This is a genomic window from Hydrogenophaga palleronii (assembly GCF_031457455.1).
Classification (GTDB): Bacteria; Pseudomonadota; Gammaproteobacteria; order Burkholderiales; family Burkholderiaceae_C; genus Hydrogenophaga; species Hydrogenophaga palleronii_A.
Genome location: NZ_JAVDWU010000001.1, coordinates 569,045 through 586,057, shown reverse-complemented (window position 1 = coordinate 586,057; position 17,013 = coordinate 569,045). Strand labels below are relative to the sequence as shown.

Below are 17,013 nucleotides of genomic sequence, written 5' to 3'. Positions count from 1 at the left end.
CGAAGCGGTGGAGCGTGGGGGCACAAGGACTGCAGCGGCGGAGCGTAGGGGTCAACAGTCATTCTCTGTGGTACGGATGATTGGCGTTGACCGACCAGGCTCTGTAGAGCTGCTCGATGAGCAGCACGCGCACCATGGCATGCGGAAGCGTCAGGTCTGACAGGCGGATGCGCTGATGCGCACGTTCTCTGAACGCAGGTTCCAGCCCGTCAGGACCACCAATCACCAGGGCCACGTCATCGCTGGCGAGCTGCCATTGCTTCAGCTGTTGCGCAAGCGCCATGGTTGTCAGCGCCGTGCCACGCTCATCCAGCACCACCACCCTGCAGCCTTTGGGCAATACAGCCTGAATGCGATCCCGCTCTGCCACCAGAAGTGTCTCAAGCGTCTTGGAGCCTCGGGGCTCGGTTTTCACGGCCTTGAGTTCGACCCTCAGTTCGGGAGGGAATCGCTTGGCATAGTCGTCGTACGCGGTCTGCGCCCAGTCCGGCACACGTTGCCCGACCGCGACGATCAACAGCCTCATGCCTTTTTCTTGGCGGGCACGCGGGACGCGGTCTTGGCTGCTGGTTTGCCCGCACCCTTGGCGGCTGGCTTGGTGGCTGCGCGCGGCTTGACCACCATCTTCTGCATGGCGGGCTTGGCCGCACCCGTGGTGCCCGTCTTGGTGGTGCGAACGGTCTTGGCTGCAGCGCTCGTTCCTGCGGACTTGGCAGGGGCTTTGGATGTGGACGTTGCGGCTTTACCCGAAGCGGGTCGTTTCGTCGTGCCCGTTGCAGACTTGGCTGCGCCCTTGCCTGCTTTGGCAGGAGCGGCCGCAGCTTTGGCTGCCGATTGTGCGGCCTTGCGTGCCACGGTCTTCGCCGGCACGGCTTTCGCAGGGGCTGCGGCTTTTTTGCGGCTGGGCTTTGCAGGTTTCTCTTCGGCCTCTGCCGGTTTGGCGGCGCCGTGTTTCATGCGAACAGGTTTTTCGCCCCAGATTTCTTCCAGGCGGTAGTACGCCCGGATCACCGGCTGCATCACATGGGCCACGGCTGCGCCGCAGTCCACGATGATCCACTCACCATTTTCTTCACCTTCAATGCGCGGCTTGTCGAACCCGGCATCGCGAACCGCGTCGCGCACACTGGCAGCGAGCGCCTTGGTCTGGCGGTTGGACGTGCCACTGGCCACAATGACACGTTCAAACAAGGGGGAGAGGTGTTCGGTGTTGAAGACCGCGATGTCCTGACCCTTGACATCCTCCAGTCCGTCGATGATGGCTCGCTGGAGTCGTTGCAGGTCTTTTTTGGCTGTGGTTTCGCTGGTCATGTAGGGGTCTGGTAAAGGGAATGTTGTGAAATATAGCTTGCGACGGCTTCTGGCACCAGAACCTCCAGGGCGGCCTCCCTGCTCTTGGGCTGGCTGACCCGTGCCCTGACCGCCGAAGCGCTGATGTTTTTCAAGGGCATGCTCAGCCGCTTGAACGGCAGGTCGACGCTGGAAAGATCGGTCTCGGATGCTTGATCAAGCCGTGCATCGGCCCCGATGTTGGTGGCTCGGTTGGCAACAGCCAGCGTGGCGAGATCGAGCACCTCCTGCCAACGAACCCAGCTCCTGAACGCCAGCAGTTGGTCAGCGCCCAGCACCAGAAACAACTCCGCACCCGGGTATTCGCCACGCAGTTCATGCAGGGTGTCGGCTGTGTAGCTGGGACCTTGCCGGTGTATTTCGCGATCGTCCAGACGGACGCGCTCCAGGTCTGAAAACGCCAGCCGGCACATGGCCATGCGGTGTTCCGGCGAGGACAGTACCCGGGTCTTGTGCCAGGCGTGTCCCGTCGGCAGGATGTGCAGCACGTCGAGCGCCAACTGGTCCAGCGCGGTTTTGGCCAGTTCGCAGTGTGCCCAATGCGGCGGGTCGAAAGCGCCGCCAAACATGCCGACACGCTTGACTGTTGGAGGGGCAGGCATCAGACCCACTCCCGGCGCACGAGAAATGACTTGTACAAGCGGTCTTCGGGTGTGCCTTTTTTGGTCACCCGGTTGTAGGCCCAGCTCACCAGTGGCGGCATCGACAAAAGAATGGATTCGCTTCTCCCGCCTGACTGCAAACCAAAATGGGTGCCGCGGTCCCAGACCAGGTTGAATTCAACGTACCGCCCCCGACGGTAGAGCTGGAAACTGCGTTCACGCTCGCCGTAGGGCTCATTCTTGCGCCGGTCCACGATGGGCAGATAGGCATCCAGAAAGGCATCGCCAACCGAGGTCATCATGGCCAAGCTGCCATCAAACCCCAGTTCTGAAAAATCATCGAAGAACACACCACCGATGCCGCGCTGTTCGTCGCGGTGCTTGAGGTAGAAATACTCGTCGCACCAGGCCTTGAAGCGAGGGTATTTGTCGACGCCGAACGGGTCCAACGCGTTCTTGCACGTGGCGTGAAAGTGAATGGCGTCTTCTTCAAACCCGTAATAGGGCGTGAGGTCCATGCCACCACCGAACCAGCACACCGGCTCACCGCCCTCCGGTGTCGCAGAAATCATCCGAACGTTCATGTGGACCGTGGGCACGTATGGATTTCGAGGGTGAAAAACCAGCGAAACCCCCATGGCCTCGAAAGGCGCGCCTGACAGCTCTGGCCGATGCTGGGTGGCAGATGGCGGCAGACGGGGTCCGCTCACATGAGAGAACCCGCACCCGGCGCGCTCGAACACCTGACCCCCCTCAAGAATCTGGGTGTTGCCATTGCCTTGCAGGGCGTCACCGGGCTGCTTTTTCCAGCGATCCACCAGAAACCGCCCCCCATCCACCAGAGCCACCGTGGAAGTGATGCGTTCCTGGAGGTCCGTCAGATAGTCCCTCACGTTTTGGGTCTGTTTGCTCATGATGACGAAGCCGTCTCCTGGGTCTTATACATACACATACGGGATAACAAATGATGCAGCGCGCCTGCATGGCCGCACACAGTCCGCTCGCAATGCCGCAAAAACGCCAAGAACCACTCAAACCTGTGTACGGCCAGGGTGACGGCATCACGGGTTTTCAAAGTGCCCTGAAGCCAATGTCGCGGCGGCACTGCATGCCATCAAAGTGGATACCGTCCACCACACCATACGCCTTGCGTTGCGCTTCGGCCACGGACTCACCCAGCGCGGTGACGCACAGCACCCGACCACCCGAGACCGACACAGCTTCACCGCTCGCACTCGTACCAGCATGAAAGACCATGGTTTCAGCCGCATCACCGGGGAGTCCGATGATCGTGTCTCCCTTGCGCGGGTTCAAAGGATAGCCAGCCGCTGCCAGCACCACGCCGAGCGCGACGCGCGAATCCCATTCCAACGCCACCCGATCCAGCTCGCCGCGGGTCGCTGCCAACAGGACCGGTGACAGGTCGCTCTTCAGTCGCATCATGATGGGCTGCGTCTCCGGGTCCCCCATGCGGCAGTTGAATTCCAGCGTCTTCACGCTGCCATCGGCTGCGATCATCAGACCCGCATAGAGGAAACCGGTGTAGGGAATGCCGTCAGATGCCATGCCGCGCAGGGTCGGAAGAATGACTTCGTTCATGGCCCGCTCGTGCACCACTGGCGTGACCACCGGGGCCGGCGAGTACGCACCCATGCCGCCGGTGTTGGGGCCCTGATCAGCGTCCAGCAACCGTTTGTGGTCCTGGCTGGTGGCCATGGCCAGCGCGTGCTCTCCGTCGCACATCACGATGAAGCTGGCTTCTTCGCCTTCGAGAAATTCTTCGATGACCACGCGCGCACCGCCTGCGTTATGTGCGACGCCCAGCTTGTTGTCCAGCAGCATGAAGTCAATGGCCTCGTGCGCCTCGGCCACCGTCATGGCCACCACCACCCCCTTGCCGGCCGCCAGCCCATCGGCCTTGACGACAATGGGCGCACCTTCGGCATCCACGTAGGCGTGGGCCAATGCTGGATCGGTGAAAGCCTGGTACTTTGCAGTCGGAATGCCATGGCGCTGCATGAACGCCTTGGAGAAGGCCTTGGAACTTTCCAGTTGGGCAGCGGCCTTTGTGGGGCCAAAGATCGCCAGGCCGTGCGCACGGAACTCGTCCACCACGCCAGCAGCCAGGGGCGCTTCGGGTCCCACCACGGTCAGCGCCACGCCTTCGGCTTGCGCCCATTCCCGCAGCGCCACCCTGTCAGAAATATCGAGGTTGGTCAGATCAGGGTCACGTGCCGTGCCGGCGTTGCCGGGTGCTACAAACACCTGACTCACGCCTTCGTCGTGCTTGAGTTTCCAGGCCAGGGCATGCTCGCGGCCACCGCCACCAATCACCAATACTTTCAAACCATTCTCCAAAAATCCAAGCCTGACTCAGGCAGTTTGCCGAAGCACGATGTCCCAGCCCAGAACGCGGCGGAACCGGCTTTGCCGGGCCGCATCGCGTTGCCCCCTTGAGGGGGTGACGCGCGAAGCGCGGCGCAGGGGTGGGTCACAACTCAGCGTTGTGAAAGACTTCCTGCACATCGTCCAGGTCTTCAAGCACATCCAGCAGTTTCTGCATGCGCACGGCATCGTCACCCTCCAGCGCGACGGTGTTCTCCGGACGCATGGTGACCTCAGCCACGTCTGGATTCAGTCCAGCAGCCTCCAGGGCGAGCTTGACTGTCTCGAATTCGGTCGGTGCGGTCAGTACCTCGATGGCGCCATCGTCATCGCTGATCACATCCTCGGCTCCCGCCTCCAGGGCAACCTCCATCACCTTGTCTTCAGAGGTACCCGGCGCAAAAACCAGCTGGCCGCAGTGCTTGAACTGGAACGACACCGAGCCGTCGGTGCCCAGGTTGCCGCCGTGCTTGCTGAAGGCATGTCGCACCTCGGCCACCGTGCGCACGCGGTTGTCGGTCATGGTGTCCACGATCACGGCCGCGCCGCCAATGCCATAGCCTTCGTACCGGATCTCTTCCAGCGCCTGGCCTTCCAGGTTGCCAGACGCCTTGTCCACGTTGTACTTGATGCGGTCAGCCGGCATGTTGGCGGCCTTCGCCTTGTCGATCGCCAGACGCAGCCGCGGATTCATGGCCGGGTCACCGCCACCCTGGCGCGCGGCCACGGTGATCTCACGGATGACACGCGTCCAGATCTTGCCCCGCTTCTCGTCCTGACGACCCTTGCGGTGCTGAATATTTGCCCATTTGCTGTGTCCGGCCACGAAATTGTCCTTCTGCCCGTGCTGGCTTTGATCTAATAAGACCGCAATTTTACGATTTCACCCGTCCTGCCCCGAACAACGCCCAGATAGGAAGATTCCGCCATGGCCGAACCGATGCTGATCGCCCAGAACGCCCACACCACCTGCCAATTGCTGCCCGGGCTGGCCAACCGACACGGCCTGATCACCGGCGCCACCGGCACCGGCAAGACCGTCACGCTGCAAACCCTGGCCGAACAGTTTTCCAACATTGGTGTCCCGGTCTTCATGGCAGACGTCAAGGGCGACCTTTCCGGCATCAGCCAAAGGGGCAGTTTTGGCGAGAAGATCAGCAAAGTGCTGCAGGACCGCGGCATCGCCCTGCCCCCTTCCCAGGCCTGCCCCACTACGCTGTGGGACGTGTTCGGCGAACTGGGTCACCCCGTGCGCGCCACCATCAGCGACATGGGGCCACTGCTGCTGGCCCGCATGCTCAATCTCAATGACACGCAGTCTGGCGTGCTCAACCTGGTGTTCAAGATCGCGGACGACAACGGTCTGCTCCTCCTGGACATGAAAGACCTGCGCGCCATGCTGCAGCACATCGGCGACAACGCCAAGCAGTTCACCACCGAGTACGGCAACATCAGCGCGGCCAGCATCGGGGCCATCCAGCGTGGGTTGATGCAGGTGGAGCAGCAAGGCGGCGACCGGTTCTTCGGCGAGCCCATGCTCGACATCAGCGATTTCATGCAGACCGTGGATGGCAAGGGCGTGATCAACATCCTGGCGGCCGACAAGCTCATGAATGCGCCGCGCCTGTACGCCACCTTCCTGCTGTGGATGCTGTCCGAACTGTTCGAGACCCTGCCCGAGATCGGCGACCCCGACAAACCCAAGCTGGTCTTCTTCTTTGATGAGGCCCACCTGCTGTTCAACGAGGCACCCAAGGTACTGATCGAGCGCATCGAGCTGGTGGTGAGACTGGTGCGCTCCAAAGGCGTGGGCGTGTATTTCGTGACCCAGAACCCGCTGGACATCCCGGACAGCGTGCTCGGCCAGTTGGGCAACCGCGTGCAGCATGCCTTGCGTGCCTTCACGCCGCGCGACCAGAAAGCGGTGAAGTCGACCGCGCAGACCATGCGCCCCAAGGCCGGGCTGGACATCGAAGCGGCCATTACCGAGCTGGCCGTGGGCGAGGCCCTGGTGAGCCTGCTCGACGCCAAGGGGCGCCCCTGCGAAACCGAACGCGTGTACGTGGTGCCACCAGGCAGCCAACTGGGCCCCATCACCGAAGCACAACGCCTGCAGTTGCGCCAGGAATCCCTCGTGGCAGGTGTCTATGAAAAGGTGGTGGACCGCGAAAGCGCCTACGAGATGTTCGCCCAACATGCGGCCCAGCGCGGCGCCGAAGCCGCGCCTCAAGAAGACAAGGCCGCACCCAAAACGCCGCGCATTCCTGGCGCGACGAAGCAGGCACCGGGGACCAGCGGAGGTGGCCTCGGCGACAAGGTCAATGAAGCGCTGTTCGGCCGCACCGGCCCGCGCGGCGGGCAGTATGACGGACTGGTCCAGACGATGGCCAAGACCGCGGCGCGCACCGTGGCCAGTGGACTGGGTCGACAGATTCTGCGCGGCGTCCTGGGTGGTCTGTTGGGCGGCAAACGATCAAAGTGAACACGTTCACGAAGTTCGCCTTCTACCTGCTTCTGGCCTTCATCGTGCTGATGCTGGCGATCGCCCAGCTCGGCTTGCTCAGCGGTCAACGGCCACAGGATCTCGGCGTGAAAGACGGCAGGCTCAAGCCCCCGTCGCTCACCCGCAACAGCGTGAGCAGCCAGGCCGCAATGCATCCTGAACACCCCCAGCGCACCGACGCCAGCATTGAAGCGCTGCCGTTCAAACCAGGTGGCTCAGCCGATTCGCTCAAGGCACTCGAAGCCGCGTTGAATGCCATGCCCGGCGTCACCGTCGTCGAACGGAAGCCCGATTACCTGTACGCACAGGCGCAAACGCGCTGGCTCAAGTTCGTGGACGATCTGGAGTTCTGGGCCAACCCGGCGCGTGGTGTGATTGAATTGCGCAGCGCCAGCCGCCTCGGCCGCGAGGACTTCGGTGTGAACCGCCAACGGATGGAAGCGCTGCGCGCTGCCTACCTCGCAGCACCCTGACAACCACTGGCAATCGAGCATAAAAAAGGCCCGGTTCGACCGGGCCTTTTTCTTTGGCGCTTGGCAAAGTCAACCGGCGGTTGCTTCCTCCGGCTTTGCCTTGCCTTCCTTCTTCTGCAGAGGCTGGATGTCGAGCTTGACTTCCTGGGTCTCCTTGCCGGCTTCGTCGGTGACTGTCTCCAAGTCCACTGTCAGACGTCCACCGTCGGTCAGGCGACCAAACAGCAACTCGTCGGCCAGCGCACGGCGGATCGTGTCCTGGATCAGGCGCTGCATCGGACGGGCACCCATCAATGGATCGAAACCCTTCTTGGCCAGGTGCTTGCGCAAGGTGTCGGTGAACGCAACTTCCACCTTCTTCTCGGCGAGCTGGCCCTCGAGCTGAAGCAGGAACTTGTCGACCACTCGCAGGATGATGTTCTCATCCAGCGCCTTGAAGCCCACGATGGCGTCCAGCCGGTTGCGGAATTCCGGTGTGAACAGTCGCTTGATGTCAGCCATCTCGTCGCCTGCTTCACGGGGATTCGTGAAGCCGATGGTGGCCTTGTTCATGGTCTCCGCACCGGCGTTCGTCGTCATGATCACGATCACGTTGCGGAAATCGGCCTTGCGCCCGTTGTTGTCGGTCAGGGTGCCGTGGTCCATCACCTGCAGCAGCACGTTGAAGATGTCCGGGTGCGCCTTTTCGATCTCATCCAGCAACAGCACGCAATGCGGCTTCTTGGTCACCGCTTCGGTCAGCAACCCGCCCTGATCAAAGCCCACATAGCCCGGAGGCGCACCGATCAGGCGACTCACCGCATGGCGCTCCATGTACTCCGACATGTCAAAGCGGATCAGGTCGATGCCCATGATGTAGGCGAGCTGCTTCGCGGCTTCGGTCTTGCCCACACCTGTGGGACCGCTGAACAAGAAGGCGCCGATCGGCTTGTCGTTCTTGCCCAGACCCGAACGCGCCATCTTCACCGAAGACGCCAGCACTTCCAGCGCTTTGTCCTGGCCAAAGACCACGCTCTTCAGATCGCGCTCAAGCGTTTGCAACTTGCCGCGGTCGTCATTCGACACATTGGCGGGCGGAATGCGAGCAATCTTCGCCACGATCTCCTCGACCTCGGTCTTGCTGATCGTCTTCTTCCGCTTGGACACCGGCAGGATTCGCTGGGCGGCACCGGCTTCGTCAATGACGTCAATGGCCTTGTCGGGCAGATGGCGGTCGTTGATGTACTTGGCGCTCAACTCTGCAGCGGCCTGCAGCGCGGCCAAGGCGTACTTCACGTTGTGGTGCTCCTCGAAGCGGGACTTGAGGCCCTTGAGGATGTCGACGGTTTGCTCCACCGTGGGCTCCACCACATCCACCTTCTGGAAGCGACGGCTGAGCGCAGCGTCTTTTTCGAAGATGCCACGGTACTCGGTGAACGTGGTCGCGCCAATGCATTTGAGCTGGCCGCTGGAGAGCGCCGGCTTGAGCAGGTTGGACGCATCCAGCGTACCGCCCGAAGCAGCGCCTGCACCGATGAGGGTATGGATCTCGTCAATGAACAGGATGGCGTTGGGCTTGTCCTTGAGCGACTTGAGCACACCTTTCAGGCGCTGCTCGAAATCGCCACGGTACTTGGTACCCGCCAGCAAAGCACCCATGTCGAGCGAGAACACGCTGGATTCGGCCAGGATTTCGGGCACATCGCCTTGTGTGATGCGCCAGGCCAGGCCTTCGGCAATCGCGGTCTTGCCCACACCGGCCTCGCCCACCAGCAGTGGATTGTTTTTGCGACGGCGGCACAGGATCTGGATCACACGCTCGACTTCGTATTCGCGTCCGATCAGCGGGTCGATCTTTCCGTCCTTGGCAAGCTGGTTCAGGTTCTGGGTGAACTGCTCCAGCGGCGAGGCCTTCTCATTGCCCTTGGGTTCGGCGGCTTCTTCGTTCTCAGCGGCGCTCTCGCCGGGCTTGCCGGTGTCTGGCGGGTCGCTCTTGCGAATGCCATGGGCGATGAAGTTCACCACGTCCAGGCGGGTCACGCCCTGCTGGTGGAGGTAGTACACCGCGTGTGAATCCTTTTCGCCAAAGATGGCCACGAGCACGTTGGCGCCCGTGACTTCCTTCTTGCCATTGCCGGTGCTTTGCACGTGCATGATGGCGCGCTGGATCACACGCTGAAAGCCCAGCGTGGGCTGGGTATCCACTTCGTCCGAACCGGCCACCTGGGGGGTGTTGTCCTTGATGAAGTTGGTCAACGACTTTCGAAGGTCGTCGATGTTGGCCGAACAGGCCCGGAGCACTTCCGCCGCACTGGGATTGTCCAGCAGGGCGAGCAGCAGGTGCTCGACTGTAATGAATTCGTGTCGCTGTTGCCTGGCCTCGACGAAGGCCATATGCAAGCTGACTTCAAGTTCTTGGGCAATCATGGACACGTCCTTTGGCTGTGGGTGATCTGAATCGCAACTGGTAAGAGCAAAGACTGGGTGGGTTCGTTCACATCTGGGGCACGTTCTGTCTTATTCAACAGGTTCACTCAAGCATTGCAATGGATGGCCTGCGCCTCTGGCCGCTTGCAAGACTTGGTCCACCTTGGTATTGGCCACATCACGAGAATAAACCCCGCAAATGCCTTTTCCTTCCAGGTGGATCTTGAGCATGATCTGTGTGGCTGTTTCCCTGTCCTTGCCAAAGTATTCCTGAATGACATGTACCACGAACTCCATGGGCGTGAAGTCGTCATTGAGCAATACCACCTGAAACATCTGGGGCGGCTTGGCGCGCTGTGTACGGCGCTCAAGCACCACCGCGTCGTCGCTTCCCACACTGGGCGGCGCGACGGGGGTTTCGGGTTTTTTGGGGTTCTGGGTGGCCATGAAAACCATTCTAGCGGCGCACACACTTCCTCACTGAAAGCCGGGCCAAGGAACCATGATTCTTCCTGGGGCCAAGTCACGAGGTGAAGTCTGGCGCAGCAACGCATGCACCATTGTGCAGCGGCCGCCCAAAACAAAACCGCCGAGGAGCCGTGCTTCTCGGCGGCTATTTGTGGCATTCGCTACTGTCCGGACTTCATCCGACAAACGGATGAAGTGCAAACCTCAGCCGCTCACATGTTTTCGATCATCACCTGACCGAAGCCAGAGCAGCTGACCTGGGTGGCACCGTCCATCAGGCGGGCAAAGTCGTAAGTGACCTTCTTGCTGGCGATGGACTTCTCGATCGAGCTGATGATCAGGTCCGCGGCTTCCGTCCAGCCCATGTGGCGCAGCATCATTTCTGCAGAAAGGATTTCGGAACCAGGGTTCACGTAGTCCTTGCCAGCGTACTTGGGTGCCGTGCCATGGGTGGCTTCGAAGCAGGCCACGGTGTCTGACAGGTTCGCGCCAGGGGCAATACCAATGCCTCCCACCTGTGCAGCGAGGGCGTCAGAGATGTAGTCGCCGTTCAGGTTGAGCGTGGCCACCACGGAATACTCCGCAGGGCGCAGCAGAATCTGCTGCAGGAAGGCGTCGGCAATGCTGTCCTTGACGATGATTTCCTTGCCTGTCTTCGGGTTCTTGAACTTGCACCATGGGCCACCATCGATCAGTTCAGCACCAAATTCCTTTTGCGCCAGCGCGTAAGCCCAGTCGCGGAAGCCACCCTCGGTGTACTTCATGATGTTGCCCTTGTGCACGATGGTCACGTTGGGCTTGTCGTTGTCAATGGCATACTGGATCGCCTTGCGCACCAGACGCTCAGTGCCTTCGCGGGACACAGGCTTGATGCCGATACCCGAGGTGTTCGGGAAACGGATCTTGGTCACGCCCATCTCCTCCATGAGAAACTTGATCAGCTTCTTGGCCTTGTCGGATTCCGCCTCGTACTCGATGCCGGCATAGATGTCTTCGGAGTTTTCACGGAAGATCACCATGTTGGTCTTCTCGGGCTCCTTCAGCGGGGAAGGCACGCCTTTGAAATACTGCACGGGACGCAGGCAAACGTAGAGGTCGAGCTCCTGGCGCAGCGCGACGTTGAGCGATCGAATGCCGCCACCCACAGGTGTCGTCAGCGGGCCCTTAATGGACACCACATACTCTTTCAGCGCCGCCAGCGTCTCTTCAGGCAGCCAGACGTCGGGGCCATAGACCTTGGTCGACTTTTCGCCTGCGTACACCTCCATCCAGTGGATCTTCTTCTTGCCGCCGTAAGCCTTGGCAACCGCAGCATCCACAACCTTGAGCATCACCGGTGTGATGTCGAGACCGGTGCCGTCACCTTCGATGTAAGGAACAATCGGCTCGTCGGGCACATTCAGCGACATGTCGGCATTGACAGTGATCTTCTGGCCTTCGGCGGGCACTTTGATGTGCTTGTACATGTAGAGAGTCTCCGGTTGGAATGCGTTGAATAACAGAAAGTCACCCGGCACGGTGCCCCAGGTGGCTACCCGACAAATTCTAGTCCCTATCAGCAGATCACCCTGCCCTGCCGCAGCCGCCGATTTCCGGCCCGCCTCTTCCTTGAGGGACAATGCCTGCATGCGCAAAACCACGTCCCCCAACGCCATGAAAATCATGCTGGCCAGTGTGCTGATGCTCCTGCTGACACCCGCCCTGGCGCAGGATGTCCCGCAACTGGACCTTCCGCGCACCACGCTCAAGGCCGGCATGCACCTGATACAGACTCAGGTGGCGTCCACGCCGCAGCAGCGGGCCGTGGGCCTGATGCACCGGGTCGACATGCCCACCAACGAAGGCATGCTGTTCGTGTTCGAGCAACCCGCCGTGCAGTGTTTCTGGATGAAGAACACGCTGCTGCCACTGACCGCCGCCTTTGTGCAGGACGACGGCACAGTGGTCAACCTGGCCGACATGCAGCCGCGGTCGCTCGACTCGCACTGCTCGGCCAAACCGGTGCGCTACGTGCTGGAGATGCACCAGGGCTGGTTTGCCAAGCGCGGCATCCAGAAGGGATTCAAGCTCAGCGGCTCACCTTTCGCAAGCCGCTGAGTTCCCCCGTGAGCAACCTTCAGGCGGTCGCAGCAGCCAGTGCGGCATTGAAGGCCTGACTCGGCCGCATGACCTGGGCCAGCTTGTCGAAGTCGGGCTTGAAATAGCCGCCGATATCGACTGGCTTGCCCTGAACGGCGGCCAGTTCGGCCACGATGGCATGCTCCTGCTCAGCCAGTGACTTGGCCAAGGGAGCAAAGTGCGAAGCCAGTTCGGCATCTTCAGTCTGAGCCGCCAGTTCTCCGGACCAGTACATGGCCAGGTAGAACTGACTGCCGCGGTTGTCCAGCTCACCGGTCTTGGGCGACGGGCCCTTGCGGTTGTCCAGCAGTTTTCCGGTGGCCAAATCCAGCGTTCTGGCCAGCAGGGTCGCCTTCTTGTTGCCACTCTTGAGGCCCAGGTCTTCGAGTGACACCGCCAGGGCAAGGAACTCGCCCAGCGAATCCCAGCGCAGGTGATTCTCTTCCACCAGTTGCTGCACATGCTTGGGCGCCGAGCCGCCCGCACCGGTTTCGTACATGCCGCCACCGGCCATCAGCGGCACGACGGACAGCATCTTGGCCGATGTGCCCAGCTCCATGATGGGGAACAGGTCGGTCAGGTAATCACGCAGGATGTTGCCGGTGGCGCTGATCGTGTCCAGGCCGCGGATGACACGCTCGAGCGTGTAGCGCATGGCGCGCACCTGGCTCATGATCTGAATGTCCAGCCCGGTGGTGTCGTGCTCGTGCAGGTACATCCGGACCTTGGTGATCAGCTGCGCCTCGTGAGGGCGGTAGGCGTCCAGCCAGAACACCACCGGCATGCCCGAGTTGCGGGCGCGGGTGACAGCCAGCTTGACCCAGTCACGAATGGCGGCGTCCTTGACCTGGCACATGCGCCAGATGTCGCCTGCCTCCACGTCCTGGCTCATCAACACTTCGCCGGTCTCCAGGTCGGTGATGTTGGCCACGCCGTCTTCGGTGATTTCGAAAGTCTTGTCGTGCGAGCCGTACTCTTCGGCCTGCTGGGCCATCAGGCCCACGTTGGGCACCGTGCCCATGGTCTTTGGATCGAAAGCGCCGTGCCACTTGCAGAAGTTGATCATCTCCTGGTAGATACGGGCAAAGGTGGACTCGGGCATCACGGCCTTGACATCCTTGAGGCGCCCGTTGGCGTCCCACATCTTGCCGCCATTGCGAATCATGGCCGGCATGGACGCGTCAACGATCACATCGTTGGGCGAGTGGAAATTGGTGATGCCCTTGGACGAGTCGACCATGGCCAGTTCGGGGCGGTGTTCATGGCAGGCGTGCAGGTCCCGCTTGATTTCGTCCTGCTGGCTTTGCGGCAGGGTGGCGATCTTGTTATACAGATCGACCATGCCGTTGTTGACGTTGACACCCAGGTCTTCGAACAGTTTGCCGTGTTTTTCGAAGGCTTCCTTGTAGAAGATCTTGACGCAGTGGCCGAACACGATGGGGTGCGAGACCTTCATCATGGTGGCCTTGACGTGCAGGGAGAACATCACGCCGGTCTTGCGGGCGTCCTCGATCTCTTTTTCGTAGAAGGCGAGCAAGGCCTTCTTGCTCATGAACATGCTGTCGATCACTTCCCGGTCCAGCAAGGCGACCTTTTCCTTGAGCACCATGGTCTTGCCAGATTTGGTGATCAGCTCCATCTTCACATTGCGGGCGCGGTCCAGCGTCATGGACTTTTCGCCGTGGTAGAAGTCACCGTGGTGCATGTGAGAAACGTGTGTGCGCGAGGCCTGGCTCCACTCAGCCATGCTGTGCGGGTTCTTGCGCGCGTATTCCTTGACGGCGCGGGGTGCGCGACGGTCGGAGTTGCCTTCTCGAAGCACGGGGTTCACGGCCGAACCCAGGCATTTGCCGTAGCGGGCCTTGATGGCCTTTTCTTCATCGTTCTTCGGGTTCTCAGGGTAGTCTGGCAAGGCGTAGCCCTTGCCCTGCAGTTCCTTGATGGCCGACACCAGCTGGCCCACCGACGCGCTGATGTTGGGCAGCTTGATGATGTTGGCTTCAGGCTTGAGCGTGAGCTTGCCCAGTTCGGCGAGGCTGTCGGGCACCCGCTGATCTTCAGACAGGTATTCGGGGAAGTTCGCGAGAATGCGAGCGGCAACCGAAATGTCACTGGTTTCGACATGCACGCCGGCGGGCGCCGTGAATGCACGCACAACGGGGAGGAAGGCGCTGGTGGCCAGCAGCGGTGCCTCGTCGGTCAGCGTGTAGATGATGGTGGATGGGGTGTTGCTCATGAGATTTCTCCGGGTGTCATTCTTGGTGTCTGAATTCCGCTGGAGCGTGAGGCTGTCCGGCCGAATCCAAGGATCCTTCGGGATTTTGCTCGCAGCGCTCTGACCGCCTTGCCGTTTTTTGAACTCATATGCCGCATTATGGAAAGACGCGAACTTTTTTTCCTTGTTGAACGGACCTTTGCCCCCAGACCGGCAAGAAAAAAAGCCCGGAAGGCTAACCCCCGGGCTTCAGTGGCGCGGCGAACGGCCCGTTTAGCCGAAGTTCTTTTCAGCGAACGACCAGTTCACCAACTTGTCGAGGAAGGTCTCGACAAACTTCGGACGCGCGTTGCGGTAGTCGATGTAATAGGCGTGTTCCCAGACGTCCACTGTCAGCAGCGCCTTGTCGTCGGTGGTGAGGGGCGTGCCTGCAGCACCTGTGTTCACAATGTCGACCGTACCGTCAGGCTTCTTGACCAGCCAGGTCCAGCCTGAGCCGAAATTGCCGACGGCACTCTTCACAAAAGCTTCCTTGAAGGCGGCGTAGCTGCCCCACTTGGCATTGATGGCCGTCGCCAGCGCACCAGATGGCTCACCCCCGCCATTGGGCTTCATGCAGTTCCAGAAGAAGGTGTGGTTCCAGATCTGCGCAGCGTTGTTGAACACACCACCGCTGGCCTTCTTGATGATCGACTCCAGATCGAGGTTTTCGAACTCGGTTCCTTTTTGCAGGTTGTTCAAGTTCACCACGTAGGCGTTGTGGTGCTTGCCATGGTGGTACTCAAGCGTCTCGCGGCTGTAGTGGGGGGCCAGATCGTCCAGGCCATAGGGCAATGCGGGCAGGGTATGTTCCATGTGATTTCCTCGTGTGATTGAAGTTTTGAAGACAACGAACGATGGTCCACCTGAAAAGCCGTACCATCGTCTGCGAACGCCATTGTAGGAAACCCCGATGCAAGCAACCGCAACAGGGTCTTAGCTCGTGATCACGGCCGTCATGGGACCCGTAAACACGTCTCTACGTTGCATTCACCGTCAAACCGATTTGCCCGTCCGCCAGGGTGGCCACCACCGATTGACCTGCATGACTCTGGTCCACACGTGTGATGGCCACACCTTGCGCATCACTCAGGTAGGCATATCCGCGCTCCAGCACCAGATGCGGATCGAGCATTCCCAGTGATGTTTCACAGGTCTGCAAGCGTCGGCGTTGCAGCTCCATGGCCCGCTCCACCGCCCGGGGAAGAGCGGCCTCCATGGCCTCGATGCGCAGTCGATGGCGCTGGGCAGCATGCTTCACACCACTTTGCATCCTGTGCTGAAGCGAAGACAGTCGCTGAGCGCTTTCATGCAGTCGGGATGAAGGCCGTCCCAAGCGCTGGGCAATGTAATCGATACGCTGCGCACGGCGATCCAGGCCACTCACCATTTCATCCCGCAAACGCTCTCCCAGGTAGCTCAGTTCGCCCAGGCGCTGCTCCCTTGGCGGAGAACACAATTCTGCTGCGGCCGTGGGTGTGGGCGCGCGCAGGTCCGCCACAAAGTCAGCCAACGTGAAATCGGTTTCATGGCCCACGCCACAGACCACAGGCATGGGCGCCTGCGCAATGGTTCGCACCACACCGGCATCGTTGAACGACCACAGGTCTTCCAGCGACCCGCCGCCGCGCACCAGCAGCACCACGTCGCTTTCGCCATGGTCGTGGAAGCGCTGGAACGCTTTTTGAAGTGCGGCACAAAGTTCGGCAGGCGCCGAACTGCCCTGCACGGCAGCAGGATAGATCACCACCGGCAGGTGCGGCACACGCCGGCGAAGTGCCGTCACAACATCTCGCAAAGCGGCCGCACCCAACGATGTCACGACACCGATGCTCCTGGGCTGCAGCGGCAGAGGCTTTTTTCGGGCGGCGTCGAACAAGCCCTCTGATTCGAGCTGCGCCTTGAGCAACAGAAACTGCTCAAACAGCGCGCCCTGCCCCACAGGCTGCAGGCTTTCCACGATCAGTTGAAGGTCACCTCTGGGGCCGTACACGTCCAATTTGCCCCTCACCTCCACCAACTGTCCGTCTCGGGGCTGGAACCTCAGTTGGTCCGCTGCACGCCGAAACATGGCACAACGCACTTGGCCCGTGTCGTCCTTGAGCGAAAAATAACAGTGTCCGCTGGCCGCTCGGGCAAAGCCGGAGAGCTCGCCGCGAACCGCGACAGGATTGAACCGGGCCGACAAGGTGTCCGCAATGGCTCGCATGAGAGGCCCAACCGCCCATATCCGGCCCGCAGATTCGGCGGTTGAGGAAAAAAAAGCTTCAGCCATGCGGTCTCCAGGGCAAAAGGTGTCCACAGGCCGCGATATTCCATGCGGGCGGCATGGGGCATGCCACCATAGGGTGATGATGGGAACAAGTCATTGATTTCAAAGTGTTTTGTGTGGTCTCACCGGGTATTCAGGACCCGCTTGGCATTGGCGGCACTGGTACGCCTTCCAGCCATGCC

Annotated in this window: 15 protein-coding genes; 3 read left to right on the top strand and 12 right to left on the bottom strand. The window is 60.9% G+C overall.

The window, feature by feature from the left end; translation table 11 throughout:
• Window positions 1-58: 58 nt before the first annotated feature.
• The 6 genes from rlmH to J2W49_RS02725 all read right to left on the bottom strand — a co-directional run bounded on the left by rlmH (window position 59) and on the right by J2W49_RS02725 (window position 5,163).
• Window positions 59-526 (bottom strand): 23S rRNA (pseudouridine(1915)-N(3))-methyltransferase RlmH, encoded by a 468-nt coding sequence (gene rlmH, locus J2W49_RS02750; protein WP_310311369.1) that lies wholly within the window; start codon window positions 524-526, stop codon window positions 59-61.
• Window positions 523-1,311: a ribosome silencing factor gene (gene rsfS / locus J2W49_RS02745; RefSeq protein WP_310311367.1), complete on the bottom strand. Its 789-nt coding sequence runs from the start codon at window positions 1,309-1,311 to the stop codon at window positions 523-525. The genes rlmH and rsfS overlap by 4 nt, the downstream gene beginning before the upstream one ends.
• A complete protein-coding gene (nadD, locus tag J2W49_RS02740) occupies window positions 1,308-1,952 on the bottom strand; it encodes a nicotinate (nicotinamide) nucleotide adenylyltransferase (protein WP_310311365.1) in 645 nt (214 codons plus the stop codon). The genes rsfS and nadD overlap by 4 nt, the downstream gene beginning before the upstream one ends.
• Window positions 1,952-2,866, bottom strand: coding sequence for an oxygen-dependent coproporphyrinogen oxidase (gene hemF / locus J2W49_RS02735; protein ID WP_310311364.1), 915 nt, complete (start codon window positions 2,864-2,866; stop codon window positions 1,952-1,954). The genes nadD and hemF overlap by 1 nt, the downstream gene beginning before the upstream one ends.
• 157 nt (window positions 2,867-3,023) lie before the next feature.
• Window positions 3,024-4,298: a phosphoribosylamine--glycine ligase gene (gene purD / locus J2W49_RS02730; RefSeq protein ID WP_310311363.1), complete on the bottom strand. Its 1,275-nt coding sequence runs from the start codon at window positions 4,296-4,298 to the stop codon at window positions 3,024-3,026.
• Window positions 4,299-4,443: 145 nt separating this feature from the next.
• Window positions 4,444-5,163, bottom strand: a complete 720-nt coding sequence (locus J2W49_RS02725) for a YebC/PmpR family DNA-binding transcriptional regulator (RefSeq protein ID WP_310311361.1) — start codon at window positions 5,161-5,163, stop codon at window positions 4,444-4,446.
• 102 nt (window positions 5,164-5,265) lie between these two features.
• On the opposite strand from J2W49_RS02725, the gene J2W49_RS02720 reads away from it, so the two are divergent.
• Both J2W49_RS02720 and J2W49_RS02715 read left to right on the top strand, forming a co-directional pair.
• Window positions 5,266-6,819, top strand: coding sequence for a helicase HerA-like domain-containing protein (locus J2W49_RS02720; RefSeq protein ID WP_310311359.1), 1,554 nt, complete (start codon window positions 5,266-5,268; stop codon window positions 6,817-6,819).
• The gene (locus tag J2W49_RS02715) at window positions 6,816-7,313 is read left to right on the top strand and encodes a DUF1499 domain-containing protein (protein ID WP_310311357.1); all 498 of its coding nucleotides are present in this window, start codon (window positions 6,816-6,818) and stop codon (window positions 7,311-7,313) included. The genes J2W49_RS02720 and J2W49_RS02715 overlap by 4 nt, the downstream gene beginning before the upstream one ends.
• Window positions 7,314-7,382: 69 nt before the next feature.
• Here the strand turns inward: J2W49_RS02715 and clpA are convergent, their stop codons facing one another.
• From clpA to icd, 3 genes are all read right to left on the bottom strand, one after another.
• Window positions 7,383-9,719, bottom strand: a complete 2,337-nt coding sequence (gene clpA, locus J2W49_RS02710; RefSeq protein ID WP_310311355.1) for an ATP-dependent Clp protease ATP-binding subunit ClpA — start codon at window positions 9,717-9,719, stop codon at window positions 7,383-7,385.
• 90 nt (window positions 9,720-9,809) lie between these two features.
• Window positions 9,810-10,166 (bottom strand): ATP-dependent Clp protease adapter ClpS, encoded by a 357-nt coding sequence (gene clpS / locus J2W49_RS02705; protein WP_310311353.1) that lies wholly within the window; start codon window positions 10,164-10,166, stop codon window positions 9,810-9,812.
• A gap of 233 nt (window positions 10,167-10,399) precedes the next feature.
• Window positions 10,400-11,653, bottom strand: coding sequence for an NADP-dependent isocitrate dehydrogenase (gene icd, locus J2W49_RS02700; RefSeq protein ID WP_310311351.1), 1,254 nt, complete (start codon window positions 11,651-11,653; stop codon window positions 10,400-10,402).
• A gap of 187 nt (window positions 11,654-11,840) precedes the next feature.
• On the opposite strand from icd, the gene J2W49_RS02695 reads away from it, so the two are divergent.
• Window positions 11,841-12,284 (top strand): DUF192 domain-containing protein, encoded by a 444-nt coding sequence (locus J2W49_RS02695; protein WP_310312143.1) that lies wholly within the window; start codon window positions 11,841-11,843, stop codon window positions 12,282-12,284.
• A gap of 19 nt (window positions 12,285-12,303) precedes the next feature.
• Here J2W49_RS02695 and J2W49_RS02690 read toward each other — a convergent pair whose 3' ends face one another.
• From J2W49_RS02690 to xseA, 3 genes are all read right to left on the bottom strand, one after another.
• Window positions 12,304-14,541: an NADP-dependent isocitrate dehydrogenase gene (locus tag J2W49_RS02690; protein WP_310311350.1), complete on the bottom strand. Its 2,238-nt coding sequence runs from the start codon at window positions 14,539-14,541 to the stop codon at window positions 12,304-12,306.
• Between the two features lie 252 nt (window positions 14,542-14,793).
• Window positions 14,794-15,375 (bottom strand): superoxide dismutase, encoded by a 582-nt coding sequence (locus tag J2W49_RS02685; protein ID WP_310311347.1) that lies wholly within the window; start codon window positions 15,373-15,375, stop codon window positions 14,794-14,796.
• 163 nt (window positions 15,376-15,538) lie between these two features.
• Entirely contained in the window at window positions 15,539-16,834 is a 1,296-nt protein-coding gene (gene xseA / locus J2W49_RS02680; RefSeq protein ID WP_310311345.1) for an exodeoxyribonuclease VII large subunit, read from the bottom strand.
• Window positions 16,835-17,013: the final 179 nt, after the last annotated feature.